The organism is Pseudoxanthomonas sp. 134C1 (assembly GCF_057773065.1).
Genome location: NZ_JBYMTH010000001.1, coordinates 464,918 through 490,592, shown reverse-complemented (window position 1 = coordinate 490,592; position 25,675 = coordinate 464,918). Strand labels below are relative to the sequence as shown.

Annotated in this window: 20 protein-coding genes; 12 read left to right on the top strand and 8 right to left on the bottom strand. The window is 68.2% G+C overall.

The window, feature by feature from the left end:
• Window positions 1–17: 17 nt before the first annotated feature.
• Both AC3DEZ_RS02130 and AC3DEZ_RS02125 read right to left on the bottom strand, forming a co-directional pair.
• A complete protein-coding gene (locus AC3DEZ_RS02130; RefSeq protein WP_488386735.1) occupies window positions 18–935 on the bottom strand; it encodes a hypothetical protein in 918 nt (305 codons plus the stop codon).
• Window positions 936–953: 18 nt separating this feature from the next.
• Entirely contained in the window at window positions 954–1,679 is a 726-nt protein-coding gene (locus tag AC3DEZ_RS02125) for a glutamine amidotransferase (RefSeq protein WP_447104169.1), read from the bottom strand.
• Window positions 1,680–1,764: 85 nt separating this feature from the next.
• Between AC3DEZ_RS02125 and glyQ the strand changes: the two genes are divergently transcribed.
• The 7 genes from glyQ (at window position 1,765) to AC3DEZ_RS02090 (ending at window position 14,755) form a co-directional block, all read left to right on the top strand.
• The gene (glyQ, locus tag AC3DEZ_RS02120) at window positions 1,765–2,679 is read left to right on the top strand and encodes a glycine--tRNA ligase subunit alpha (protein ID WP_447104168.1); all 915 of its coding nucleotides are present in this window, start codon (window positions 1,765–1,767) and stop codon (window positions 2,677–2,679) included.
• A gap of 115 nt (window positions 2,680–2,794) precedes the next feature.
• A complete protein-coding gene (gene glyS, locus AC3DEZ_RS02115; RefSeq protein WP_488386734.1) occupies window positions 2,795–4,870 on the top strand; it encodes a glycine--tRNA ligase subunit beta in 2,076 nt (691 codons plus the stop codon).
• 223 nt (window positions 4,871–5,093) lie between these two features.
• A complete protein-coding gene (locus AC3DEZ_RS02110) occupies window positions 5,094–6,878 on the top strand; it encodes an autotransporter assembly complex protein TamA (RefSeq protein WP_488386733.1) in 1,785 nt (594 codons plus the stop codon).
• 77 nt (window positions 6,879–6,955) lie between these two features.
• Window positions 6,956–10,678 (top strand): translocation/assembly module TamB domain-containing protein, encoded by a 3,723-nt coding sequence (locus AC3DEZ_RS02105; RefSeq protein WP_488387036.1) that lies wholly within the window; start codon window positions 6,956–6,958, stop codon window positions 10,676–10,678.
• A 36-nt stretch (window positions 10,679–10,714) separates the two neighbouring features.
• Window positions 10,715–11,419 carry an SIMPL domain-containing protein gene (locus tag AC3DEZ_RS02100; protein WP_488386732.1) on the top strand — a complete coding sequence of 235 codons (705 nt, stop codon included), beginning with the start codon at window positions 10,715–10,717 and terminating at the stop codon, window positions 11,417–11,419.
• A gap of 1 nt (window position 11,420) precedes the next feature.
• Window positions 11,421–12,506, top strand: coding sequence for a winged helix DNA-binding domain-containing protein (locus tag AC3DEZ_RS02095; protein WP_488386731.1), 1,086 nt, complete (start codon window positions 11,421–11,423; stop codon window positions 12,504–12,506).
• A gap of 86 nt (window positions 12,507–12,592) precedes the next feature.
• Window positions 12,593–14,755: a S46 family peptidase gene (locus AC3DEZ_RS02090; protein WP_488386730.1), complete on the top strand. Its 2,163-nt coding sequence runs from the start codon at window positions 12,593–12,595 to the stop codon at window positions 14,753–14,755.
• Window positions 14,756–14,828: 73 nt separating this feature from the next.
• On the opposite strand, the gene mnmG is transcribed toward AC3DEZ_RS02090, so the two are convergent.
• Both mnmG and AC3DEZ_RS02080 read right to left on the bottom strand, forming a co-directional pair.
• Entirely contained in the window at window positions 14,829–16,718 is a 1,890-nt protein-coding gene (mnmG, locus tag AC3DEZ_RS02085; protein WP_488386729.1) for a tRNA uridine-5-carboxymethylaminomethyl(34) synthesis enzyme MnmG, read from the bottom strand.
• A 416-nt stretch (window positions 16,719–17,134) separates the two neighbouring features.
• On the bottom strand, window positions 17,135–17,659 hold the full coding sequence (locus tag AC3DEZ_RS02080) for a hypothetical protein (RefSeq protein WP_488386728.1): 525 nt from the start codon (window positions 17,657–17,659) through the stop codon (window positions 17,135–17,137).
• 150 nt (window positions 17,660–17,809) lie between these two features.
• On the opposite strand from AC3DEZ_RS02080, the gene AC3DEZ_RS02075 reads away from it, so the two are divergent.
• From AC3DEZ_RS02075 to AC3DEZ_RS02065, 3 genes are all read left to right on the top strand, one after another.
• A complete protein-coding gene (locus AC3DEZ_RS02075) occupies window positions 17,810–18,769 on the top strand; it encodes a threonine ammonia-lyase (RefSeq protein ID WP_488386727.1) in 960 nt (319 codons plus the stop codon).
• Window positions 18,766–19,386, top strand: coding sequence for a YdcF family protein (locus AC3DEZ_RS02070; RefSeq protein WP_488386726.1), 621 nt, complete (start codon window positions 18,766–18,768; stop codon window positions 19,384–19,386). The genes AC3DEZ_RS02075 and AC3DEZ_RS02070 overlap by 4 nt, the downstream gene beginning before the upstream one ends.
• A gap of 61 nt (window positions 19,387–19,447) precedes the next feature.
• Window positions 19,448–19,876, top strand: a complete 429-nt coding sequence (locus AC3DEZ_RS02065; protein ID WP_488386725.1) for a ketosteroid isomerase-related protein — start codon at window positions 19,448–19,450, stop codon at window positions 19,874–19,876.
• A 78-nt stretch (window positions 19,877–19,954) separates the two neighbouring features.
• Here AC3DEZ_RS02065 and bioC read toward each other — a convergent pair whose 3' ends face one another.
• The 4 genes from bioC to bioB all read right to left on the bottom strand — a co-directional run bounded on the left by bioC (window position 19,955) and on the right by bioB (window position 24,168).
• Window positions 19,955–20,842 carry a malonyl-ACP O-methyltransferase BioC gene (gene bioC, locus AC3DEZ_RS02060; RefSeq protein WP_488386724.1) on the bottom strand — a complete coding sequence of 296 codons (888 nt, stop codon included), beginning with the start codon at window positions 20,840–20,842 and terminating at the stop codon, window positions 19,955–19,957.
• A gap of 40 nt (window positions 20,843–20,882) precedes the next feature.
• Window positions 20,883–21,665 (bottom strand): pimeloyl-ACP methyl ester esterase BioH, encoded by a 783-nt coding sequence (gene bioH / locus AC3DEZ_RS02055; protein ID WP_488386723.1) that lies wholly within the window; start codon window positions 21,663–21,665, stop codon window positions 20,883–20,885.
• 99 nt (window positions 21,666–21,764) lie between these two features.
• Entirely contained in the window at window positions 21,765–22,964 is a 1,200-nt protein-coding gene (gene bioF / locus AC3DEZ_RS02050; RefSeq protein WP_488386722.1) for an 8-amino-7-oxononanoate synthase, read from the bottom strand.
• A gap of 133 nt (window positions 22,965–23,097) precedes the next feature.
• The gene (gene bioB / locus AC3DEZ_RS02045) at window positions 23,098–24,168 is read right to left on the bottom strand and encodes a biotin synthase BioB (protein ID WP_488386721.1); all 1,071 of its coding nucleotides are present in this window, start codon (window positions 24,166–24,168) and stop codon (window positions 23,098–23,100) included.
• Between the two features lie 69 nt (window positions 24,169–24,237).
• Here bioB and AC3DEZ_RS02040 point away from each other — a divergent pair, with 69 nt between their 5' ends.
• Complete coding sequence (locus tag AC3DEZ_RS02040) at window positions 24,238–24,930, top strand: ComF family protein (protein WP_488386720.1); 693 nt, start codon at window positions 24,238–24,240, stop codon at window positions 24,928–24,930.
• A gap of 71 nt (window positions 24,931–25,001) precedes the next feature.
• Window positions 25,002–25,475, top strand: a complete 474-nt coding sequence (locus tag AC3DEZ_RS02035) for a nuclear transport factor 2 family protein (RefSeq protein ID WP_488386719.1) — start codon at window positions 25,002–25,004, stop codon at window positions 25,473–25,475.
• The last annotated feature ends 200 nt before the right edge of the window (window positions 25,476–25,675 follow it).

The window sequence follows — 25,675 nt, the reverse complement described above, 5'->3', positions numbered from 1 at the left end:
AGAACGGTCGGGAACCACTATGCCGCGAAGCTTCCTGGAGGCGTGGGCGGATCGTTCGCCTCGCCATTGATACCGAACGTATCCCTCCACGCGGCCAAGGCGCAGCCCGCCAGCACCAGAAGGATCGTGCTGCCGAAGCACAGATAGACGAGGGCGAGGATCGCCACGCCGATGGCGGGATGGACGAGGCTTCCCAAGGTGGCTGCGATCAAGCCGATGACGCTCGCCACCACGGTGGCGACCACGACGCCAAGCAGGAACAGCGCGGCCGCGCCCAGGTTTGGCACCACATTCCGGATCGCTGCATTCAAGCTCATCTTCACCGCTTCGGGAACCGATACCCGCAGGAACATCAACGAGGGTATCGAGAACATCAGGATCGCGGCGCTGACGTAATTGAACAGCGTCTGCACGATGAACATGAGGTAGGGATGCTGCGGCTGCGGTGCGACCGAGATGGTTCCGCTCATCGCCTGCTGCAGAACCGCGAAGTACTGGCTCCAGTAGTCGGGGCCGGCCAGCAGCGCCACCGCCGCCGCCGCGAGCGCATTCAGTCCAAGCTGGACCAGGCCCAGCGTGAACAGTTTCAGGAAGCTGCCATTGCGAAAAGGCACGAAAAGATCGCGGACGCCGACCTCGCGTCCCTCTTCGGATTCCCTGACGACGTGTATCAGTCCTCCCAGGAGTACGGGAAGGATGCACATCAAGGTGGCGAAAATGAGGATCAGCGAGGAAACACCCAACATCGGCAAGCCATCGCTGCCAACCCCCTGCCAGGCCACGGGAAGCAGCAGCAGGAAAGTGATCACATACAGGGTGAGGATCAGTAGCGCCGCGGCTCCGAGGACTGTCCTGGGATTGCGGCGACCAACATTCACGGCCTGTAGGAACCAAGCCAGACCGCGTTCCAGCGGCAGCTTGCGTGCTTCTAACATGAACAGATTCTCTTGGGGTTAGCGGGCCTGCAGCCCGCGCGCGTGCGCGACGAAACGCCGCAATAGTTTGCGGGCTTGCGGCGCCGCCGTCACGCTGCGGGCGATGCTGCCGGGGCAGCGCCCCTCGTCGCGCAGGTGGTCGGCGCGCGCATGGACATAGCCGCGCATGTGGTGGGTGGCGAACTCGGGATGGAACTGCACGCCCCAGGCCCGGTCCCGCCAGCGAAAGGCATGGCATTGGTCCTGTTCGGAGCGGGCCAGCACGGTGGCGCCGTCCGGCGCCCGCAGCACCGTCTGCACATGGGTGGCATGGGCGGCGAAGCTGGCCGGAAGGCCGGCGAACAGCGGATCGCCGTCCGCGTGCGGATGCAGATCGATGGTCACCGTGCCGGATTCGCGCCCGGCCGGGTTGTAGGCGACCTCGCCGCCCAGCGCATGCGCCAGCAGTTGGTGGCCGTAGCAGATGCCGAGCACCGGCACGCCTTCGTGGGCGGCCTCGCGCAACCAGTCGGCGCTGCGCTCGCTCCAGTCGGCGCGGTCGGTGACCATCGCCGCCGAACCGCTGACGATCACCCCGGCGAATCCCTCGCGGCGCGGCAATGCGTCGCCGCGCTCGACATTGCTCACCACCGCCTCGTCCGCTTCCAGACCGGCCGCCACCCGGATCCAGTGCGGAAAGCCGCCATAGCGTCGCATCGACGGTACCGGCTGGCCGGTTTCGACGATGAGGAAGGGCGCTTTCACAGGGACGTCCACGGTGGGCAAACGAAGGTGGGGCGGGGGCTTCCCCCGTATACTAGCCCGCTTTTCCGCAGTGCACGATAAGCCGATGGCCGCCACTTCGACCCCCGCCTTGACCTTCCAGGGGCTCATCCAGACCCTGAACCAGTACTGGGCCGCCCAGGGCTGCGTCCTGATCCAGCCGCTGGACCTGGAAGTCGGCGCCGGCACCTTCCATCCGGCCACCTTCCTGCGCGCACTGGGCCCGGAGCCGTGGAATGCCGCCTACGTGCAGCCCAGCCGCCGTCCGACCGACGGCCGCTATGGCGAAAACCCCAACCGCCTGCAGCGCTATTACCAGTACCAGGTGGTGATGAAGCCCAACCCGGACAACATCCAGGAGCTGTACCTGGAGTCGCTCAAGGCATTGGGCATCGATCCGCGCGTGCATGACCTTCGCTTCGTCGAGGACAACTGGGAATCGCCGACCCTGGGCGCCTGGGGTCTGGGCTGGGAAGTCTGGCTCAACGGCATGGAGGTCACCCAGTTCACCTACTTCCAGCAGGCGGGTGGCCTGGAATGCCGGCCGGTGCTGGGCGAGATCACCTACGGCCTGGAGCGGTTGTGCATGTACCTGCAGAACTGCGACAACGTCTATGACCTGGTGTGGACCGAAGGCCCGCAGGGCATCGTCACCTACGGCGACGTCTACCACCAGAACGAAGTCGAGCAGAGCACCTACAACTTCGAATACGCCGACGTCGCGGAGATGTTCCATCGCTTCGACGCCTGCGAGGCCGAGGCGATGAAGCTGGTCGAGGCCGGCCTGCCGCTGCCGGCCTACGAGCAGGTCTGCAAGGCTTCGCACAGCTTCAATCTGCTCGATGCCCGCCGCGCGATTTCGGTGACCGAACGCCAGCGCTACATCCTGCGCGTGCGCAAGCTGGCCCAAGCGGTCGCCGAGGCCTATCACGCGCAGCGCGAGAAGCTCGGCTTTCCGGGATTGAAGCAGAAGACGGCATGACGCACTCCCTCCCCCGCCCGCGGGGGAAGGTGCCCGAAGGGCGGATGGGGGCAAGCCCGCACGCTCCACCACGATCCCCACGCGGGGAGCGGCACAGAAAACCAGGTTGCACGACATGAGCGAACAAAAATCCCTGCTGATCGAACTCGGAACCGAGGAACTGCCGGTCAAGGCGCTGCCCGGACTGGCGCAGGCGTTCTTCGACGGCGTGATCGGCGCGCTGGAGAAGCGCGGCATCGATTTCCGGCACGGCGACGCCAAGCCGCTGTATACGCCGCGCCGCCTGGCCGTGCTGCTGCCGGGCGTGGCGGTGGAACAACCGGAACAGAAATCGGAAGTGCTGGGGCCCTACCTCAACATCGCGCTGGACGCCAACGGCGAGCCGACCAAGGCGCTGCAGGGTTTCGCCGCCAAGGCCGGGATCGACTGGACCCGGCTGGAACGCACCACCGACGGCAAGGGAGAGCGCTTCGTCCACCGCGCGATCAAGCCGGGGGCGAGGACGGCCAGCCTGCTGCCGGAGATCGTGCGCGAGGCCATGGCCGGCATGCCCATTCCCAAGCCGATGCGCTGGGGCGATCACGACTATGCGTTCGCCCGCCCCGTTCACTGGCTGGTGCTGCTGCTGGGCGGCGAAGTGATTGAAGCCGAGGTGCTCGGCGTGAAGGCCGACCGCATGAGCCGCGGCCACCGCTTCGAGCATGACAAGCCGGTCTGGATCGGCCAGCCCGGCGACTATGTGGATTCGCTGCGTTCGGCAAAGGTATTGGTCGACGCCGACGAGCGCCGCCGCCGCATCGTGGACGCGGTCAACCAGGCCGCGCGTGCCGCCGGCGGCGTCGCCCGCGTCACCGACGACAACCTGGAACAGGTGGTCTGCCTGACCGAATGGCCGGCCGCGGTGCTGTGCGGCTTCGAGCCGGCGTTCCTGGCGGTACCGCAGGAAGCGCTGATCGAAACGATGGAGATCAACCAGAAGTTCTTTCCGGTGCTGGACGACGCCGGCAAGCTGACCGAGCACTTCATCGGCATCGCCAACATCGAATCGCAGAACGCCGCCGAAGTCCGCAAGGGCTACGAGCGCGTGATCCGCCCGCGCTTCTCCGATGCCAAGTTCTTCTTCGACGAGGATCTCAAGCAGGGCCTGCTGTCGATGGGTGACGGCCTGAAGACGGTCACCTACCAGGCCAAGCTGGGCAGCGTGGCGGACAAGGCCGCGCGCGTGGCCGCGCTGGCGGAGATGATCGCGCCGCAGGCCGGTGCCGAGCCGGCCGAAGCACGTCGCGCCGCGGAACTGTCCAAGAACGATCTGCAATCGCGCATGGTCAACGAGTTCCCGGAACTGCAGGGCATCGCCGGCCGCCACTATGCGCTGGCCGCGGGCGAGTCGAAGGAGATCGCACTGGCGATCGACGAGGCCTACCAGCCGCGCTTCGCCGGAGACGATATCGCGCTTTCGCCGCTGGGCAAGGTGCTGGCCATCGCCGAGCGCCTGGACACTCTGGCCGGCGGTTTCGCCGCGGGCCTGAAGCCGACCGGCAACAAGGACCCGTTCGCCCTGCGCCGCAATGCGCTGGGGCTGGCGCGCACGATCATCGAGTCCGGCTTCAACCTTGATCTGCCTGCCCTGCTCCATCACGCCAATGCGGCGTTGGCCGCGCGCGGCGTGCAGGCCGACACGCACGAACTGCACGACTTCATCCTCGACCGCCTGCGCGGCTACTACGCCGACAAGGGCGTGCCGGCCGCGCATTTCAACGCGATCGCCGAGCTCAAGCCCGCTTCGCTGTACGACTTCGACACCCGCCTGGACGCGATCGGCACCTTCGCCAGCCTGCCGGAAGCCGAAGCATTGGCCGCGGCCAACAAGCGCATCAACAACATCCTGAAGAAGGCCGACATCGCGATTCCGGCGATGGAGGATCGCACGTTGCTGCAGGAGCCGGCCGAAAGCGCGCTCGCCGAAGCGGTGGAAGCCGCGCTCGGCGACACGGACGACGCCCTGCACCGCCACGACTACGTCAGCGTGTTGAACCGGCTGGCGCGCCTGCGTCCGCAGGTCGATGCGTTCTTCGACAACGTGATGGTCAACGCCGACGACCCGGCCATCCGCGCCAACCGCCTGGCCCTGCTCAAGCGGCTGGCCGATCGTTTCCGCGCCGTCGCCGCGATCGAACATCTCTCGGTCTGAATCGACGGCCTCCCCGCGATCGCGGGGAGGCCGCTTCATCGCCCGCCGGGCATCGCTCCGCCGCGCGCCGATCGATGCGCGGAGCCCGGGGCTTTCACCTTGGGGCGCTCATCTCGCATGAGCCCGTTCCGTCATTCAGCATCGACCCGCTGATCGCATCGGGGCCACGCACGCCCTCATGTTCCTTTAACCCGAAAATCCCTTCGCCGGTTATCCTGCCCGCATGCGACGAATCGCCCCCCTCGCCATCCTGCTCGCCCTGCTTGCCGCCACTGGCCCCGCCCGGGCCGCGGCCACCGTCGACAAGATCCGCATCGAGGGCATCGACGACGAGACGATGGTGGAGAACATCCACGTCGCGCTTTCACTGAACGACGTGGTCGGCAAGCGCCTGGGCGAGTCGCGCCTGGAGTACCTGCTGAACGAGGCGACCGCGCAGACGCGCGAGGCGCTGGAACCCTTCGGTTACTACTCGCCCGACATCCAGGTCCAGGCCAACCGTACCGGCGATGGCGAAAACGAACGGGTGGAAGTGGTCATCCACGTGTCCAGGGGCGAACCGGTGCGGGTGCGCCGTTCAAGCCTGAGCATCGATGGCGAAGGTGGCGGCGATCGCTACCTGAAGGAAGACCTGGCCGCGTTCGCGCCGCGCACCGGCGAGGTGTTCGATCACACCACCTACGAAGCCAGCAAGCTCAAGATCGTGCGGCGCCTGGCCGATCGCGGCTACTTCGACGCCGACTTCACCCAGCGCCGGGTGGAAGTCACCCGCGCCGAGCATGCGGCCGACATCGACCTGGCCTGGGTCAGCGGCATCCGCTACGACATGGGCCCCACCACCTTCCACCAGAGCAAGTTCGAGCCCGGGCTGCTGGACAAACTGGTGTACTGGGAAGAAGGCAGCTACTTCCACCAGGGCAAGCTGGATCGCCTGCGTGAATCACTGGTGGGACTGGACTACTTCAGCAACATCGACATCCAGGCCAACCCCGACAAGGCCGTGGACGGGCGCGTGCCGATCGACGTCAACCTGAGCCTGGCCAAACGCACCATCTACACTGCCGGCGTGAGCTACGGCTCCGAAAGCGGTGCCGGTATCCGCATGGGCGTGGATCGGCGCTATCTCAATTCTCGCGGGCACAAGCTGTCGACCCAGCTCGACTACGCGCAGAACCGCAAGACCCTGCTCACCCAGTACCGCATCCCCGCCTTCAAGTGGCTGGATGGCTGGTATACCCTCGCGGTGCAGGCCAGCGACGAGCAGACCGACTACATCGACCTGCGCCACATCGAATTCATCGGCAGCCGCAGCGGCCAGATCAACGAGGACTGGACCGCGGTCGCCTCGATCCACGCGCTGCGCGAGCGCTGGGCCTATTACGAGGACGAGGACGGCAACGAGCTGGACTCGCCCGAGTACCGCTACGCCACCTTCACCTATCCGTCGCTGCAGGCCGACTACCTCAATGCGCCGGTCGGATCGAACCGCCCCGACCGGCTGGCCGGCTCGGTGCTGCTGCGCGGTGGCGTGGAAGGCGCCGGTTCCGACGCCAGCTTCCTGCAGGCGCACATCCGTGCGCGCTGGTCGCGCGAATATGGCCGCAACAGCGCGTTGATCTTCCGCGGCGAGTATGGCCATACCTTCACCAGCAGCCTGGTCGGCATGCCGCCTTCGCTGCGCTTCTTCGCCGGTGGCGATCGCAGCATCCGCGGCTATGCCTGGCGCGAGGTCGGGCCCCGCATCGGCAAGTACGCGCTGGGCGCCAAGAACGTGGTCACCGCCAGCGCCGAGTATGAGTACTACCCCGGCGGCGGGCCATGGGGCGGCGCGGTGTTCGTCGACACCGGCAGCGCCTTCGATGGCGGCATGCCGGATCTGAGCACCGGCGTGGGCGTCGGCTTCCGCTGGCGCTCGCCGATCGGGCCGGTGCGTCTGGATCTGGCGCATGGCCTGAACGATCCCGATTCGCAATTCCAGATCTACCTCAACATCGGAACCGATCTGTGAGCCGGCCCGCCGACGACATCACCCCGGAAGAACGCGAGGCGCGCATCGCCGAACTGCGTGCGCGCCGCCGCGCGCGCATGCGCGTGCTGGCCATCCGCAGCGCGATCGGCACCGGCGTGCTGGTCCTGCTGCTGTGCTTCGGCCTGTACTGGTTGCTGCAGACCGTGGCCGGTCGTGATGTGTTGCTGGCGCAGGTGGTGGCGCGCTTGCCGGCCAACTCGTCGTTGACCTGGAAACAGGTCGAGGGACCGATCGCGGGACCGCTCACCCTGCATGGCGTGGATTTCCGCTGGGACAAGATCCATTTCACCGCCGAGCGCGTGTACCTGGATCCGGATCTGAGGCCGTTGCTGGGCAAGCGCCTGCGGCTGGACGCGCTGGAGATCCGCAACGCCACCCTGGACGTTCCGGAGAGCGACGAACCGTTCGAACTGCCGCGCTGGCCCGAATCGCTGCCGCAGATCCAGATGCCGCTGGCGATCCAGGCCGACACGCTGGTCATCGACGGGTTCAGGATTTCGCAGGCCGGCGAGCCGGTGATCGACATCCGCCGCGGTCGTGGCGGCATCGACATCGGCAATGGCTATTTCCTCGCCGAGAAGCTCGCCATCGACACCGATCGCGGTCACTTCAACGCAAACGGCGGCTATGCGCCGGGCAAGTCCTATCGCACCGATCTGGTCGCCACCGGCGTGTTTCCCGCGCCGACGGGCAAGGCCCCGGCCCGGTTGGGCCTGGTCGCGCGCGGCGACATCAACAAGATGGAGATGGCACTGGCCGGCAACGCGCCGGCGCCGGTGCGGGTGCTGCTCACCCTGCAGGGCGCCGAGAATCCGACCTGGCATTTCACCGGAAAGACCGAGTCGCTGGATCTGGCGGCGCTGGCCGTCACCGAAGACAGTCTGCCGCTTGCCTTCGATCTGAAGGCCGACGGCGCGGGCGGAAAAGCAACCCTGCAAGGACGCGTCGTCCAGGATCAAATCACGGTGGTGATCGATCCTTCCCAGGTCGCCATCGCCAATGAGGTGCTGACGGTGGAACCGCTGGTCGTGCGCGCGTTCGAAGGCATCACCACCCTGCGCGGACGTGCCGACTTCAAGGATCCCGCGAATCCGAAGTTCCGCTTCGCGGTGAATGCGCGTGGGCTGCGCTGGGGCGACAGCGCCGAAACCGCCATTGGCGCCAACGCCGATCTGGGCATGGCCGGACAACTGGAGAACTGGGCGGCGCTCGGCAAGGCCGACTTCACCCGCGCCGGCGACAAGGCGCAGGTGCAGTTCGACGCCGCCGGCAACGGCGAGCGCGCCACGGTGAAGACACTGAGCGCGAAGATGCCGACTGGACAGCTCGACGCGGGTGGCGAAGTCGCATGGACACCGGTGTTGAAGTGGGACATGAAAGCGAAACTGGCCGGCTTCGATCCCGGCTATTTCCTGGCCGACTGGGACGGCAACCTGTCCGGCGAATTCAGCAGCCGGGGCCAGGCGCGCGAAGCCGGTGGCTTCGACGCCACCCTGGATCTGCCGAAACTGGCGGGCCGGCTGCGCGGCAGGCCGCTGGACGCGCGCGGCCAGTTCGCATTGCATGGCGAAGACGGCGAAGGCCAGCTGGCGATGACGCTCGGCGGCAGCCGCGTGCAGGCCAAGGGCAAGGTCGGTGACCGGCTCGCGGTGGATGCCTCGCTGTCGCCGCTGCATCTGGCCGATCTGCTGCCGACCGGCAGCGGTACCCTGCAGGGCACGGTGAAACTGACCGGCGCGCGCACGGCGCCGGACATCGAAGCCGACCTTTCCGGCAGCCAGTTGCGCTGGAACGACTGGAGCGCCGACACCGTCAGCCTGCGCGGCCGCCTGCCGTGGCGCAGCGGCAACGGCGAACTGGCTATACGCGCGAGCGCGGTCGACGTCGGCATGGTGCTGGATCAACTGCGGCTGGATGCCCGCGGCGCGGTCGAGGACCTGCGGGTGGATGGCGATGCCCGCAATCCGATGGGCGCGATCGCGCTGACCGGCAGCGCGCAGCGACGCGGCGAAAACTGGCAGGGCGCGCTGGACGCGCTGCGCATCGCGCCGTCCAAGGGCGGCGCATGGCAGTTGCAGCAGCCGGCACGGTTCGCCCAGCGTGGCGCCAACTGGACACTGGGCAGCACCTGCCTGGCGTCGAATGACGGCGGCTCGCTGTGCGCCGAGGCCGATTGGCCGCGCCAGGGCCTGAGCCTGCATTCGGATTCGCTGCCGTTGACGCTGGTGCATCCGTGGCTGCCGCAGAACAGCGGCCGTCCGCTGATCCTGCGCGGCAATCTCGCCCTCGACGCCAGCCTGCGGCCGCGCGGCAACGCCTGGGAAGGCAAGGTCCATCTGGCGTCGCTGGAAGGCGGCATGAAACTGGGCACCAACGCGCGCGGCGAATTGATCAGCTACGACAATTTCACCTTCGACGCCGACTTCAACCCGCAACGCATCCAGGCCCGCCTGGGCAGCGGCTTCAAGGGCAACGGCTACGTCGACGCCACCGTCAACACCGGTTGGGACGAGTTCTCGCCGCTGCGTGGCGATCTGTATTTCCACAATTCGCGGCTGTTCTGGCTGGAACTGTTCTCGCCGGATCTGGTACGTCCGCGCGGCAAGCTGGCCGGCCACATCGGTCTGGCCGGTACCCGTGGCCGCCCGGCGCTCACCGGCGAAGCGGACCTGACCGAGTTCACCGGCGAACTGCCCGCGCTCGGCATCACCCTCACCGACGGCACCGCGAGCCTGGTCGCGCTGGCCGACGGCAGCGCGCGCATCGACGGCAGCGTGAAGTCCGGCGAAGGCGTGCTGCGGATCGACGGCAGCCTCGGCTGGAACAACGACACCACGCCGCTGCAGTTCAACGTGCGCGGCGACAACGTGCTGGTATCGGACACCACCGACCTCCGCGCGATCGCATCGCCCAACATCCAGGTCGGCTTCGCCGACAACACCATCCAGGTCCGCGGCGACGTCACCGTGCCGTCGGCGAGCATCGACGTTGAAAAGCTCGACGACGGCGTCTCCGCATCCGAGGACGTGGTGGTGCTGGATCCGGCGGATCCGGAACGGACGCCGAGTTCGCGGCTGGATCTGGATCTCGGCATCACCCTCGGCGACAAGGTCGCGCTGAAGGGCTACGGCCTGGAAGGCACGCTGGGCGGCAACATGCGGGTGCGCTCGCGCCTGGGCCGCGAGATGGTCGCGACCGGCCGGCTCGACGTGGACGGCCGCTACGAAGCCTATGGACAGAAGCTGCAGATCACCCGCGGCGAACTGACCTGGAGCAACAATGCCGTGAGTGACCCGCGCATCAACATCCGCGCCCAGCGCGAGGTCATCAGCGCCGGCGTCACCGCCGGCATCGATGTCACCGGCCGCGCCAGCCAGCCGCGCGCCAAGGTGTGGTCGGATCCGGCCAGTTCCGAATCCGAGGCGCTGGCCTACCTGGTGCTGGGCCGCTCGCTCAACAGCGCCAGCAGCGACGAAAGCCAGCGCATCAACGCCGCCTCCTCGGCGCTGTCGGCGGGCGCCGGCCTGCTGGCGTCGCAGCTGGGCGCCAAGATCGGCCTGGACGACGCCGGCGTGCTGGAGTCGCGCACGCTGGGCGGCTCGGTGTTCGGCGTCGGCAAGTACCTTTCGCCCCGGCTGTACGTCAGCTACGGCGTGTCGATGGTCGGCTCGGGCTCCGCGGTGACGCTGAAGTACCTGCTGCGCAAGGGCTTCGACATCGAAATCGAATCCAGCACGATCGAGAGCCGTGGCTCGATCAACTGGCGCAAGGAAAAATAGAACGGGTTCATCCACTTCGCTGGAAAAGGAGATTTCATGCGTCAGGTTCTTCTCGCCGTGCTTTTCGTCCTGGCAGCCCCCGCCTTCGCCGGCACTCCGCTTCCCGACGCGCCGCACATCGTGGTGTCGGGCACGGGCGAGGTCACCGCCAAGCCCGACAGCGCGCGCCTGAGTTTCGAGTTCGAATCCCGCGCCGCACAGCCGCTGCCCGCCAAGAAGGCCGTGGATCAGGGGGTCAACCGGTTGCTTGAGGCGCTTTCCCGCTTCGGCATCGCGGACGGGGATATCGAGGCCGGAAGCCTGCAGGCTTCCGAGGATGTGGACTACACGGATGCCGGAAAGCGGGTTTCCAATGGTTACGAGGCCAACCGGACCGTCACCGTGCTGCTGACACGGATCCACCAACTCAATGATCTGATTGACACGGGACTCGCCGCGGGCGCCACGAGTTTCCGCAACCTTCAGTTCGAATCCTCGCGCGCGGCCGAGTTTCGCGCCGAGGCCAAGCGCAAGGCGATCCAGGATGCGCAGGCGCAGGCACGCGACACCTCCGCAGCGTTTGGTGCGGCGCTCGGGCCCATCTACAGCATCGACAGCATCGCTTCGCAGGCAGTGTTGGGATACCAGGGGGGAACGCTGGACGCGATGACGGTCACCGGAAGCAACGCCTCCGGACGCTACGTTCAGCCCACCGTGGAATACAGGGAGAACGTAAGGGCGGTCTTCGAGCTCAAGCGCTGAGATGAAAGGCCCTCCGCCAGTAGCCGAGTGGCGGCTTCAGCAACAAGGCATCAGCGCGCCGCTGGGCGATGATCCCGCGGCCACCGTCCGCCATCTGCTGGCGGTACAGGCGCAGGACTACTACGGATCACTGTGGGCGGTCGGTCTGCGGACCGCGGGCGCGCGCGAGGCCGATGTCGAACGAGCCATCGCCGAGCGTCGCATCGTGCGCACCTGGCCGATGCGCGGCACGCTGCATCTGGTGGCGCCCGAGGACACGCGCTGGATGCTGACGCTGATGGCCAGCCGCGCGATTGCCCGCGACCGCGCGCGCCAGGAGCGCGACTTCGGTCTGGATGCGCGTACGACGGGTCGCTGTGCCGAGGTGATCACGCGACTGCTCGAAGGCGACCGGCGGATGACCCGCGGCGCGCTGTACGAGGCATTGGCCGAGCGCGGTATCGATACCGAAGGACAACGCGGCCTGCACATCCTGGGCCGGCTCGCCCACGAGGGCGTGATCTGCCAGGGACCGCGCGAAGGCAAGCAACCGACCTTCGTGCTGCTGGACGAATGGATACCGCGCACCGCGCCCCTCGACCGCGACGAGGCGCTGGCGGAACTTGGGCGGCGCTATTTCGCCGGACACGGCCCGGCCACCGTGCAGGATCTGGCCTGGTGGTCGGGCCTGACCGTGCGCGATGCCCAGACGGCGTTGGAAGGCGCGAAGCCCGCGCTTTCGCACCACGATCACGACGGCGCCCGGTCTTGGTTCATCGCGTCGGCGGAAGGCGCCGCGCCGGTGGCGCCGGCGGTGCACCTGCTGCCGCCGTTCGACGAGTATCTGGTCGGTTACAAGGATCGCAGTGCCATGCTGGACGCCGCGCACAACCGTCAAGTCGTCGGCATCAATGGATTGGTCAGTCCAAGCCTGATCGTCGATGGACGCGTCAGCGCGCTGTGGAAGCGCACGTTGGGTCGGCAGGGTGCCACGCTCGCGCTGACCCCGTTGCGGCCCCTGCGCAAGGCGGATCGACCGGCACTCGCTCGAGCCGCCAAACGCTACGGGGAGTTCATCGGCCGGCCGGTGGCGCTGGACGCGGGCTGACATCCGGGCCCGCGGGCCGCCGCAATTGCCCCGCACGGCGCGGGCCGCTATCGTCGCAGGCTGTCTTTTTCCGAGGATTCCCGCCGATGAGCGCACGCACGCCTTTCACCGCCCTGGCCCTGGGCATCGCCCTGGTCCTGCCCGCGCAGGCCAACGAAGGCATGTGGATGCCCTCGCAGCTGCCGCAATTGGCCGGACCGCTGCGACAGGCGGGATTCGAAGGCGATCCCGCCGCGCTGGCGGATCTGACCCGGCCGCCGCTGAACGCGGTGGTCAAGGTGGGCGGCGCCACCGGTGCGTTCGTCTCCGCCGACGGCCTGGTGCTGACCAATCACCACGTCGCCTATGGCGTGATCCAGTACAACTCCAAGCCGGAGAAGAACCTGATCGACGAAGGCTACACCGCCGCCGATCGCGGCACGGAACTGCCGGCCAATCCGGATTTCCGCGTGCTGGTCACGGTGGGCTTCGATCGCGTCACCGACGAGGTGCTCAAGGCCGCCGACGGCAAGACCGGTCGCGACTACTACGACGCGGTGGATCGCGCCAACAAGCGCATCGTCAGCGAGTGCGAGCAGGAAGCCGGCATGCGCTGCAGCGTCGCCACCATGTACTACGGCGCCGATTTCTATCGCATTAAACAGCTGGAGCTGCGCGACATCCGCCTGGTCTACGCGCCACCGCGCGCGATCGGCAACTACGGCGACGAGATCGACAACTTCATGTGGCCGCGCCACACCGGCGACTTCACCCTGCTGCGCGCCTACGTCGGCAAGGACGGCAAGCCGGCGGCATACAGCCCGGACAACGTGCCCTATCGCGCGCCCGCGCATCTGCAGGTCGCGCTCGACGGACCGAAGGAAGGCGATTTCGCCATGCTCGCCGGTTATCCCGGCATCACCTACCGCCATCGCTTCGCCAGCGAGTTCAAGGAGCGCATCGAATGGGGTCTGCCGGCCAATGTCGAAGTGCTGGATGCGTTGATCGACATTGTCCAGCAGCGCGGCAAGGCGGATCCGGCGGCCGGGGTGAAATACGCCAGCCAGTTGTCCGGCCTGAAGAACAGCAGCAAGCGCTTCAGCGGCGAACTGGAAGGCCTGCGCCGCAGCAACGCCATCCAGGTGCGCGCCGACGCCGAGAAGGCGATGTACGCCTGGCTGGCGAAGTCGGGGGGCGATGCCAAGGCGGTGCGCGCGCGCATCGATCAGGCGCAGGCGCTGCTTGACCAGGCCAGCGCCATGCGGGCGCGCGACATGCTGGTCGGCATGATCGACGGCCGCACCCAGTTGCTGCGCAGCGCGATCACCCTGCAACGACTGGCGCTGGAGCGCGGCAAGGCGGACGCCGACCGCGAAGGCGGTTACCAGGAGCGCGATCTGGCCCTCATCGAAGGCCAGTTGAAGCAGGTCCAGCGCCGCTACGACGCCGGCATGGAACGCGCCTTCCTGACCGAACTGGTCGGCCGCTACCAGAAGCTGCCCGACGCGCAGCGCCTGCCGGAATTCGATGCCGCCTTCGGCCGCGACGCCGCCAGCCTGGAAGCCGCACTCGCGCGTGTCTACGGCGGCACCGCACTGGGCGAGGAAGCGAGCCGGGTCGGCCTGCTGAAAGCCGAACCGGCCGCGATCACCGGCTCGACCGATCCGCTGCTGGCGCTGGCCGCGCAGTTGCAGCCCGCCCTGCTGCGCATCGAGAACGAACGCAAGCAGCGTGACGGCGATCTTCTGCGCCTGCGCCCGGCCTACATGCAGGCGCTGACCGGCTGGTACCGCAGCCAGGGCCGTTCGGTCTATCCGGACGCCAACAGCACCCTGCGGGTCAGCTACGGCAAGGTGGAATCGCTGCATCCGCGCGACAGCGTGAGCTACTCGCCGGTGACCACCGTGGCCGGCATCGTCGAGAAGAACACCAACATGGTGCCGTTCGATGCGCCCAAGCCGCTGCTGGCCGCGATCGCCAAGGGCGATTTCGGCAGCACCGCCGATCCGGCGCTGAAAACCCAGACGGTCAACTTCCTGACCAACCTGGACACCACCGGCGGCAACTCGGGTTCACCCGTGCTCAACGCGCGGGGCCAACTGATCGGCCTGAACTTCGACAGCAACTGGGAATCGGTCAGCGCCAGCTGGATGTTCGACCCGCGCTACAAGCGTGCCGTGCACGTGGACCTGCGCTACATGCGCTGGCTGATGGCCAAGGTCCAGCCGGCGCCGCACCTGCTGAAGGAAATGGGGCTGCCGGCGGAGTAAACCGGCTTGAGCCGCGCCGGTGAAAGCATCGGCGCGGCGACGCGGGCAAGTAGAAACACTGGCCCTGTCTGCTTCAGGCCACCTGGGCGCGGCGCGCGCGGGTGAGATGCACCAGCAGCAGCGAGATCGCGGCCGGGGTCATGCCAGGGATGCGCTGGGCCTGGCCGACGGTCTGCGGCTGCACGCGCGCCAGTTTCTGCTGCACTTCGGCCGACAGTCCGTGCACGCCGGCGAAATCGAAGCCCTGCGGAATCGGGGTGGCTTCGTTGCGCTGCTGCCGTTCGATTTCCTCGCGCTGGCGGTCCAGGTAGCCGGCGTACTTGACGCCGATTTCCACCTGCTCGGCGACCTTGGCGTCTTCCACCGCCGGTCCCAGCGCGGGCACCTGCATCAGCTTCGCGTAGTCAAGTTCGGGACGCTTGATCAGATCCAGCGCGTTGGTCTCGCGGCTCACCGCCACGCCCAGCACCGTTTCCAGTTCGCGGCCCAGTGCGTTGTTGGGCGTGGCCCACAGCGCGCGCAGGCGCGCGGCCTCGCGCTCGACCGCTTCCTGCTTGGCGCTGAAGCGCGCCCAGCGTGTGTCGTCGACCAGGCCCAGCTCGCGTCCGACGCCGGTCAGGCGCTGGTCGGCGTTGTCCTCCCGCAGCTGCAGCCGGTACTCGGCGCGGCTGGTGAACATGCGGTACGGCTCGTTGGTGCCATGCGTGATCAGATCGTCGATCAGCACGCCGATGTACGCCTCGTCGCGACGCGGCGACCAGGCATCCTTCTGCTGCACGAAACGGGCGGCGTTGAGGCCGGCGATCAGGCCTTGCGCGGCGGCCTCCTCATAACCGGTGGTGCCGTTGATCTGGCCGGCGAAGAACAGGCCGGCGACCGCCTTGGTCTCCAGCGAGGACTTCAGTCCGCGCGGATCGAAGAAGTCGTACTCGATGGCGTAGCCGGCGCGGGTGATGTGGGCCTGCTCGAAGCCGCGGATGCTGCGCACCAGATCCAACTGCACATCGAACGGCAGCGAAGTGGAAATGCCGTTGGGATAGATCTCCACCACGTCCAGGCCTTCCGGCTCGACGAAAATCTGGTGGCTGGCCTTCTCGGCGAAACGCACCACCTTGTCCTCGATGGACGGGCAGTAGCGCGGGCCGATGCCCTCGATCTGGCCGGTGTACAGCGGCGAGCGGTGCAGCGCGTTGCGGATGATCTCGTGGGTGCGCTCGCTGGTGTGGGTGATCCAGCACGACACCTGGGCCGGATGGTCCGCCACGTCGCCGATGAAGGACATCACCGGCATGGGCGTGTCGCCGGGCTGCTCCTCCATCACCGCGTAGTCCAGCGTGCGGCCGTCGATGCGCGGCGGCGTGCCGGTCTTCAGCCGATCGACAACGAAGCGGCCTTCGCGCAGCTTGTGCGCCAGCGCGGTCGCGGGCGGGTCGCCGGCGCGGCCGGCCGCGTACTGGGTCTCGCCGACATGGATCTTGCCTGCCAGGAAGGTGCCGGCGGTCAGCACCACCGCCGGCGCATGGAAACGCAGCCCGGTCTGGGTGATGGCGCCGCGGATGCTCTCGTCCCCGATGATCAGATCGTCCACCGCCGCCTGGAACACGGTCAGGTTGGGCCGGGCTTCCACCGCGCTGCGGATGGCGCGGCGATACAGCGCGCGATCGGCCTGGCAGCGGGTCGCCCGTACCGCCGGTCCCTTCGAGGCGTTGAGGGTGCGCCACTGGATGCCGGCGCGATCGGCGGCCCATGCCATCACCCCGCCCAGCGCGTCGATTTCCTTGACCAGGTGGCCCTTGCCGATGCCGCCGATGGCCGGGTTGCAGCTCATCGCGCCGACGGTCTCGACGTTGTGGGTCAGCAGCAGCGTGCGTGCGCCGGCGCGCGCCGCGGCGAGCGCGGCCTCGGTGCCGGCGTGGCCGCCGCCGATGATGATGACGTCGTAACGGTAGAAGTCGTGGTTCATGGTTCGTGTTCAGCCTTGGCGACCGGCGTTCGCGGTGGCGGGCGCCGGACCGGGTGGTACCGGATTGGCACGCTTCCTGCGAAGTATCCACGGCACCCGATGTGGCAAGCGACAGGGGCGTGGGCTGGGATTGGAACAGGGGCCAGCCATGCGCACAGCGGGGATGCCGGGGGCCGGTAGTCGGGGGACTGCCGGCCCTTTTTTTGTGCGCGAAGGATACCGCGTCAGGCAATGAAAAACCCGGCCGAAGCCGGGTTTGAAGAGGCGCCGACGCCCGGCAGGGACCGGAACAGGGGGGATCCAGAACTCCCCACCGGACGTCGACATGGAACCTTTATCGCCTGTGACGTCAGAAAGCGACGCAACCGGTCAACTTCGGCTCCAACGGCCCGACGGCCGGCGGTCTGGCCCCCGGATCAGTTCTCGATGACCCGGACCCGCCCGCCACGGGGCTGGATCCGCGGCGCCCCGGCCGGCCGCTCATTGATGCTCCGGGGCATCGACTGCGGCCGCGACGGCGCGCCCGGCGAAACCCGGGGTGGCTGGCCCGGAACCGCCGGCTGCTGGCCGTGCTCACGCCAGGCCCCGCGGGTCGGATCCCGCCAGGGAGCCGGGCGGTTGCCGCCCGGACCGCTGCCCGGCGGTGGCCGGTAGCCGCCGTGATCGTGGCCCGGACGCGGCCGATGCACCGGCGGCGGATAGTACGGGTAATACGGACCGTAGTAGCCGTAGTAGGGCTGGCGACCGGAGTAATAGGGCCGGTTGTAGGCGCCACCGTAGTAGCTGCCGTAGACCGGATAGCCATAGGCGTCGTAATAGCGGACCACCGGGCGGCCCTGGTAATAGCCACCGGCCGCACTGGCGCCGACATGGTCGTACGTGGCGCAACCGCTCAAGGCGGCTGCGGCCAACGCGGCGATGATCAGCAATCTTGGTTTCATGTGCAGCCCCTGACTTTTCCTGCGGTTGCCAGCATCGGGCCGGCGGATTGAATCCGTGCTTAACCCTGGCCATCACGCGCGCCCTGCTTCACCCGCGGTTGCCCCGGCGGCGCATCCAGTCGGGGCGGGTGGTGCGTTAACCTGTTGTCCATGCCGCATACCCTGCCCACGTTCGACGATATCCTGGCCGCCGCCGCCCGCATCGCCCCCCATGCCCACGCCACGCCGGTCCTGCATTCGCGCGAACTGGACGAGCTGGCCGGCTGTTCGTTGTTCTTCAAGGCCGAACCGCTGCAGCGCAGTGGCGCCTTCAAGTTCCGTGGCGCCTGCAACGCGGTGTGGTCGCTGCCGGAAGCGGATGCCGGGCGCGGCGTGGTGACCCATTCCTCCGGCAACCACGGCGGCGCCCTGGCGCTGGCGGCGCGCACCCGCGGCATCCCCTGCCATGTGGTCGTGCCCGAAGGCGCCGTGGCCACCAAGCTCGCCTCCATTGAACGCTACGGCGCGACGATCCACCGCTGCGCCCCGACCCAGGCCGCGCGCGAAGCCGCCTGCGCGCAGGTGCAGGCCGAAACCGGGGCCCGGCTGATCCACCCCTTCACCCATCCGGCGGTGATCGCCGGACAGGGCACCGCGATCCTGGAATTGCACAACAGCCATGGCGCGTTCGACGCGGTGATGACGCCGGTGGGCGGCGGCGGCCTGAGCACCGGCACCGCGATCGCCACCGCGCGGATGGCCCCGACCTGCCGGATCTACGCGGCCGAGCCGGCCGGCGCCGACGACACCGCGCGTTCGCTGGCGCTCGGTCGGCGCGTGGCTGATTTCAGCCCGGACACAGTCTGCGATGGCCTGCGTACCCTGGTCGGCGAACCCAATTTCGCCGCCCTGCGCCAGCACGGAGTGCAGGTGCTGGTGGCCGACGATGCGGAAACGATCTCGGCGATGCGCCTGCTCTGGCAATGCCTGAAACTCGTGGTCGAGCCTTCCTCCGCGCTGGTGCTGGCGGCATTGCTGAAACATCGCGAACACTTCGCGGGACAGCGCGTCGGCCTGGTGCTGTCAGGCGGCAATGTCGATCTCGATGCCCTTCCGTGGGGGCCGGCGTGAGCGTGGGCACGGCGCGCCGGAAGCGGCGCACGGGATTCTGGGGTTGGGTCCGCCGCTTGCTGCTGCTGCTGTTGTTGTGGCTGGCCGGCGTGGCCGGCTACATCACCTGGGTGGGCCAGCGCGATCAGGCCGCGCCCGCCGACGCCATCATCGTGCTCGGCGCGGCGGCCTACGACGCCAAGCCTTCGCCGGTGTTCGAGGAGCGCATCCGTCACGGCATCGAACTGTACAAGCGCGGCCTGGCCAAGACGCTGATCTTCACCGGTGGCTACGGCGGGTCCGGCGCGCGCTTCTCCGAATCGCAGGTGGGCCGCCGCTATGCGATCCGACAGGGCGTCCCGGCCCGGGCCATCCTGATCGAATCGGTCTCGCGCAACACCCACGAGAACCTGCGCCAGGCCGCGGCGCTGATGCAGACCCATGACCTGCACAGCGCGGTCGTCGTCAGCGATCCGCTGCACATGGCGCGCGCGCTGCGCATCAGCCACGAGCTGGGCATCGACGCATTGGGTTCGCCCACGCCGACCAGTCGTTTCCGCAGCTTCACCACGCGCTGGCGCTTCCTGCTGGCCGAGGTGTACTTTTTCCACCGCGACCGCCTGCCGCAGTCTCGCTGAGACGCCGCCGCGGAGCCGTCCGGGAGTATCATCCGGGTTCGCACCGGATGAGGCCACGCGCATGAAGATCGACGGCAACCGCAGGCAGGATCGCGCCACCGAACTGGTGCTGACCTATTACGCGGCCTTCAACCGCGGCGACTGGGACGGCATGCTGGCGCTGCTCGCCGACGACGTGGTGCACGACCTCAACCAGGGTGCGCGCGAAACCGGGCGCGAAGCCTTCGCCGCCTTCCTCGGCCGGATGAACGCCAGCTACCGCGAACAGTTGCGGGACATCGTGGTACTCGCCTCGCTGGATGGCGATCGCGCCGCCGCCGAATACGTGGTGCATGGCGAGTATCTCAACACCGACGAAGGCCTGCCGCCGGCCAAGGGCCAGGCCTACGTGTTGCCGGGCGGTGCGTTCTTCGACATCCGCGATGACCGGATCGCCCGCGTCACCAACTACTACAACCTGCAGGACTGGATTGCGCAGGTAAGCAGGTAGTACGGCGCGGGTCGGGACAGGTCGAAGCTGATCCCCCTCGGTCCCCCTTGTTTGAAGGGGGATAACACGCTGCCGTCACTATTCCCCGCGCCGGCGGATCGGAATCCGCGACAGCGGCACGCTCACGATCTCCTCGCCACCCTGGCCGCGGATCGGCGCGCCGGGTTCCGGTGCCCAGGCGTGGGCGTAGATCACTTCCCAGGTGCTGGGCAGCTTGCCGTCGGCGCCGCGCAGCGGTTCATAGGCGGCGCTGGCCGCCGCGAAACGGCGGCGCCCGGTCAGCGTGTGCCGCCGCGAATTCATCGCATTGGTCGCGCCCATCGCACGCAGCTCGCGCATCAGCGCGGGAAGATCGGCGTAGGTGAGGGTAAAGCGATCCCGATCCAGCACCGGATCCCGGAAGCCGGACATCATCAGCGCGTCGCCGAACTGCGCGATCGGGGCGAAGCGGCTGACGTGCGGCGTGTCGTCGGCCTCGGCAAAGGCATCGCGCAGTTCCTGCAGCGTGTCCGGGCCGAACGTGGAGCACAGCAGCAGGCCGCCCGGCTTGAGCACGCGGCGGAACCCGGCGAACACGGCGGGCAGATCCTCCACCCACTGCAGACACAGGTTGGAGAACAGCACGTCGACGCTGCCCTCGGCCAGCGGCAGCGCGCGCGCATCCGCGCACACGCGTGCGAAAGGCTTCCACCACCCCGCCTGTTTCTTCGCCTCGCGCAGCATCGGCAGCGCCAGATCCAGCGCGATCACCTGCGCCTTCGGCCAGCGCTTGTGCATCGTCGCGGCGGCATGTCCCGGCCCACTGCCCACGTCGACGGCCAGCTTCGGCGCGCGGTCGCCCAGATAGTCCAGCGATTCCAGCAGGCGTTTTCCGACCTCGTGCTGAAGCACGGCGACCGCGTCGTAGCCGGCGGCCGAGCGCGAGAACGCGCGGCGGATGTGGCGGTGATCGAACTGGGAATTCATCGCGGGATTCTAATCGAGTGGAAAGACCGGCCTGCCGTGTTCAACCGTGCGGGCCGGCCGTGTGGCCGATGGCGGCGAGGAAGTCGGACAGCTCGTGCGCCACCCGGTCGGCGTGGCCGAGGAAGGGCGCATGTCCACCGCCGGCGATGTCCACGTGCAGGCCCCACGGTGCCAGCGCTGCCGCATCGCGCATGCCGGCGGCGGGCACCAGCCGGTCGCGGCGACCGGAAATCCACAGGCTGGGCAGCGCGAGGCCGGCAAGCGCATCGCGCAGATCCGTGTGTTCCAGCAACTGCAGTCCCTGCTGCAGCGCCTGCGGCGCCGGCTCACCACGCGCGTACAGGGCCTGCTTGAGCGTACGCAGTTCCTCGCGCGCGTGTTCGGAGCCGATCGTGTCCAGGGCCAGGAAGCGTTCCAGCGTGCCGCGGTAGTCGCGCCGCAGTTCCTCGCCGAACTGCAGGAACACCGAGGATTCGACCGCGTGCGGCCAGTCGTCGCCGCGCACGAACCGCGGCGTCGCCGCGATCAGCGCCAGACCTTTCACCCGTGGCGAAGAGGCCGCGGCCTGCATCGCGAACAGACCGCCCAGCGACCAGCCCAGCCAGACCGCCGGCGGGGTGCGCGCCAGGATCTCCTCGACGCATGCCCGCGGTTCCAGCGGTGTGGACGAATCACGGCTGTGGCCGTGGCCCGGCAGATCGACCAGATGCAGGGTGCAGCGATCCGCCAGCCGTTCGATCAGCGGCGCGAACACGCCGCCGTGCAGGGCCCAGCCATGAATCAGAACCAGCGAGGGGCCTTGGCCCACGACTTCGATATGCATGCGATACGGAACGGAAGGCCGCCGGTGGGGCCGGCGGAAATGACGGTGCCTATTGTCGCCGATTCCGCGGCGGCGACCGGCCGGACAAGTGCTGCACGTTCAGGTGCCGACGTTGCGGATGCGGCGTACGGCGTCCCACGACCGCGCCAGCACCTCGACCAGTTGATCCACGTCCTGCGGCGTGTGCAGGGCGGACAGGGTGACGCGCAGGCGTGCCTTGCCCTCGGGCACGGTCGGCGGGCGGATCGCGGGGACCCAGAATCCGGCGCTCTCCAGCGCCGAGGACAGCGCCAGCGCGTTGGCTTCGTTGCCGCACAGGACCGGTTGGATGGGCGTGTCCGACGCCATCAGTTCGAGCCCGCGTCCCTGCGCGGCGCCGCGGAACCGATCCACCAGCATCTGCAGCTTCTCGCGCCGCCAGTGATCCCGCCGCGCATGCCGTACCGCCACCCGGGTGGCGGCCGCCAGCGCCGGCGGCAGCGCCGTGGTGTAGATGTACGGTCGCGCGGTTTCCGCCAGATGCTGGATCAGCACATCGCTGCCGACCAGCACCGCGCCATAACCACCCAGCGCCTTGCCGAGCGTGACCAGTTGCAGCGGCACTTCCTCCACGCCCATGCGCGCCTCGGCCACGCTGCCGCGTCCCTCCGGTCCGCGCACGCCGACACCGTGCGCATCATCGACATACAGCATCGCCTGCTGCATCCGCGCCACCAGGCTGAGCGCCCGCAACGGTGCGACATCGCCGTCCATGCTGAAGACGCCATCGGTGGCCAGCATCGCCGCGCCTTCGGGTGCCTGCCGCAGCTGGCGCATCGCACCTTCCGGATCCAGGTGCGGATAGCGGCGCAGCTTGCATCCGGCCAGGCGGGTGGCGTCGATCAGGCTGGCGTGGTTGAGGCGGTCCTGCACACAGACGTCGCCGTCCTCCAGCAGTGCCTGCTGCACGGCGAGGTTGGCAAGGAAACCGTTGCCGAACAGCAGCGCGCGCGGATAGCCCAGCCAGTCGGCGATGTCCTGTTCCAGCCCGTCGTGGGCGAGATGATGCCCGGTGATCAGGTGGGAAGCACCGGCGCCCGCGCCTTCGCGGCTGGCCGCATCCTGCAGCGCGTTCAGCACTTCGAACTGCCGCGACAGGCCCAGATAGTCGTTGCCGGCGAACTCGGTCAGCCAGCGGCCGTTGACCTCCACCCGCACGCCGTCGCGACGGGTGACGGTGCGGCGCACGCGCGAGCGCCCCTGCGCGGCGCGCAGCTTGCGCTGGGTGTGGACGCGTTCCAGCAGATCGGGGCGGGTCATGACAAATGGGCGGCCTGGCAGCGGGACGGCAAGGAAGTTTCCTGATTGCGCCGCATGGCCGGAAACGCGACGCAGGGCGACGCCGCCTGTCCGGCGCCGTGCCTGTCTGCCAGATTCCCCCTGAGCACAATGACTACGCCGCGTGGTCGCAGCAGGCGGCCGGCGCGGTGATGTCGGCGTGCACCGTAGCGCCGCCGGTAACATTGCTTCTGTGACTATCGTCAAAATTCTCCACCTGTACCGCCATCGGCCGCAGGCCCAGGCGGGCAAACAGGGCCTGATCGCGCTCCGTATCGGGATTGCCGGTGGTGAGCAGTTTCTCGCCGTAGAAAATCGAATTGGCGCCGGCGCTGAAACACAGCGCCTGCAACTCGTCGCTCATCGATTCGCGGCCCGCCGACAGCCGCACCATCGAGCGCGGCATCGCGATGCGGGCGACCGCGATCGTGCGCACGAACTCGAACGGATCCAGTTCCACCGTGCCATGCAGCGGCGTGCCCGCCACCTGCACCAGCCGGTTGATCGGCACCGAGTCCGGATGCGCCGGCAGGTTGGCCAGCGCCTGCAGCAGACCAGCGCGCTGATCGCGTGATTCGCCCATGCCGACGATGCCGCCACAGCAGGTCTTCATGCCGGCGTCGCGCACGTGCGCCAGGGTATCCAGGCGGTCCTGGTACTCGCGGGTGCGGATGACGTCGCCGTAGAACTCCGGCGCGGTGTCCAGATTATGGTTGTAGTAGTCCAGTCCGGCGTCCTTCAGCGCGGTGGCCTGCGGGCCGCTGAGCATGCCCAGGGTCGCGCAGGTCTCCAGCCCCAGCGCCTTCACCTCGCGGATCATCTCGGCGACCTTCGGGATGTCGCGATCCTTCGGCGAACGCCAGGCCGCGCCCATGCAGAAGCGCGACGCGCCGGCGGCCTTGGCCTGGCGCGCCCTGGCCAGCACCTCATCGGTTTCCATCAGCTTCTGCGCGTTCACGCCGGTGTCGTAGCGCTGCGCCTGCGGGCAATAGGCGCAATCCTCCGGGCAACCGCCGGTCTTCACCGACAGCAGGGTCGAGACCTGCACCTCGGCCGGGTCGAAATGGGCGCGATGCGTCGCCGCGGCGCGGAACAGCAGTTCCGGGAAGGGCAGATCGAACAGGGCCAGCAGCTCTTCGCGCTGCCAGTCATGGCGGAGTTCGGGCGTTTCAATGTGAGCGGACATCGCAGGCTCGCGGGGATAAAGTCGGCCAGTCTGGAAATCCCGCCCCACCCTGTCAACCGCAAGGATGCGATGAAAGTTGACAACTGGCTGACCTCGCTGGGTCACATGCTGCTCCCGCCCCGCTGCCTGATTTGCCGCGAAAAGGGGGGCAATGGCATCGATTTGTGTGAAAACTGCTTCGATTGCCTGCCTTGGCACCGGTCCGCCTGCGATCGTTGCGCACTGCCGCTGCCCCTGCCGGGTCGCTGTGGCCGTTGCCTGCGACGGCCGCCGCCCCTGGACATGACCTGCGCCGTGTTCCTCTATGCCGCCCCGGTCGACCGGCTGCTGCCCCGCCTCAAGTTCCACCACGACCTGGCCGCTGGGCGCCTGCTGGCCGATCTGATGGCTCCCTCGCTGGAAGCCCGGCCTCGCCCGCAGGCGCTGGTGCCCGTGCCGTTGCATCGCGACCGCCTGCGCCGACGTGGCTACGATCAGGCGCTGGAACTGGCGCGGCCACTGGCGCACCGGCTCGGCCTGCCACTGCTGCCGCAGGCGCTGCGGCGCACCCGCGATACCGCGCCGCAGTCGGAACTGGATGCCCGCGGACGCCGCCGCAACCTGCGCGCCGCTTTCCAGGCGGAGCCCGGGCCCCTCCCGGGTCACGTGGCGCTGGTGGATGACGTGATGACCACCGGGCAGACCCTGCATGCGGCTGCGACCGCGCTGCGCCGGGCCGGCGTGGCGCGGGTCGATGCCTGGATCTGCGCACGGGTGCCCTGACCCGACTTCCGGCAGGGGCGCGGCGGCGCGTCCGCCTTCAGCATGCGGACTTCCCCCGAGAGGCGTCTCCCATGAAGTCTCGTTCGCTGCTGTTGGCACTGTCCCTGTCCATGGGGTCCGCCCTGCCCGCCATTGCGTTGGCCGCCGATGACGACGCGACCCTCCGCGCGGTCGCGCAATCCGTGCTCGATGCGCAGATCCGCTTCGACGTCCCCGCCCTCGAGAAGGTGCTGGCCTCGGACTACGTGGAAGTCTCGCCGGTCGGCGACGTCGATACGCGCGCCGACGTGCTCGGCTTCTATGCGCCGGAGGCGCGCGAGCAGATGCTGGCCAAGGGAGTGGAACCGATCTCCGCCACGCTGGGCGATCCGCGGATCCGCATCGAGGGCGACCATGCACGACTCATCGCCCTGAACACCGCGACGTTGCGCATCCAGGGCGCCGAACAGCGGAAGCAGCTGCGCGCGGTGTTCGAGTTCCGCCGCGAAGGCACCGCGTGGAAACTGGCCAGCACGACCTACGTGCCGTATCGCGCCAAGCCCTGATCCTCGGCACCCTCACGTCCCCTTTTGCAGAAGGGAACCCAAGAGAATCCGCCTTCCGCGCAAACAGCACATGCCTCGATCTTCGAATGGCTGTCCAACACATTCCTTGCGACGCCTTTCAACGGGAACACGGCAATCCAGGAAGGAGTACGCAGGCGCGGAAAACGTCGGCCCGCAAGATGAGTCGCCTGCGATTGGCC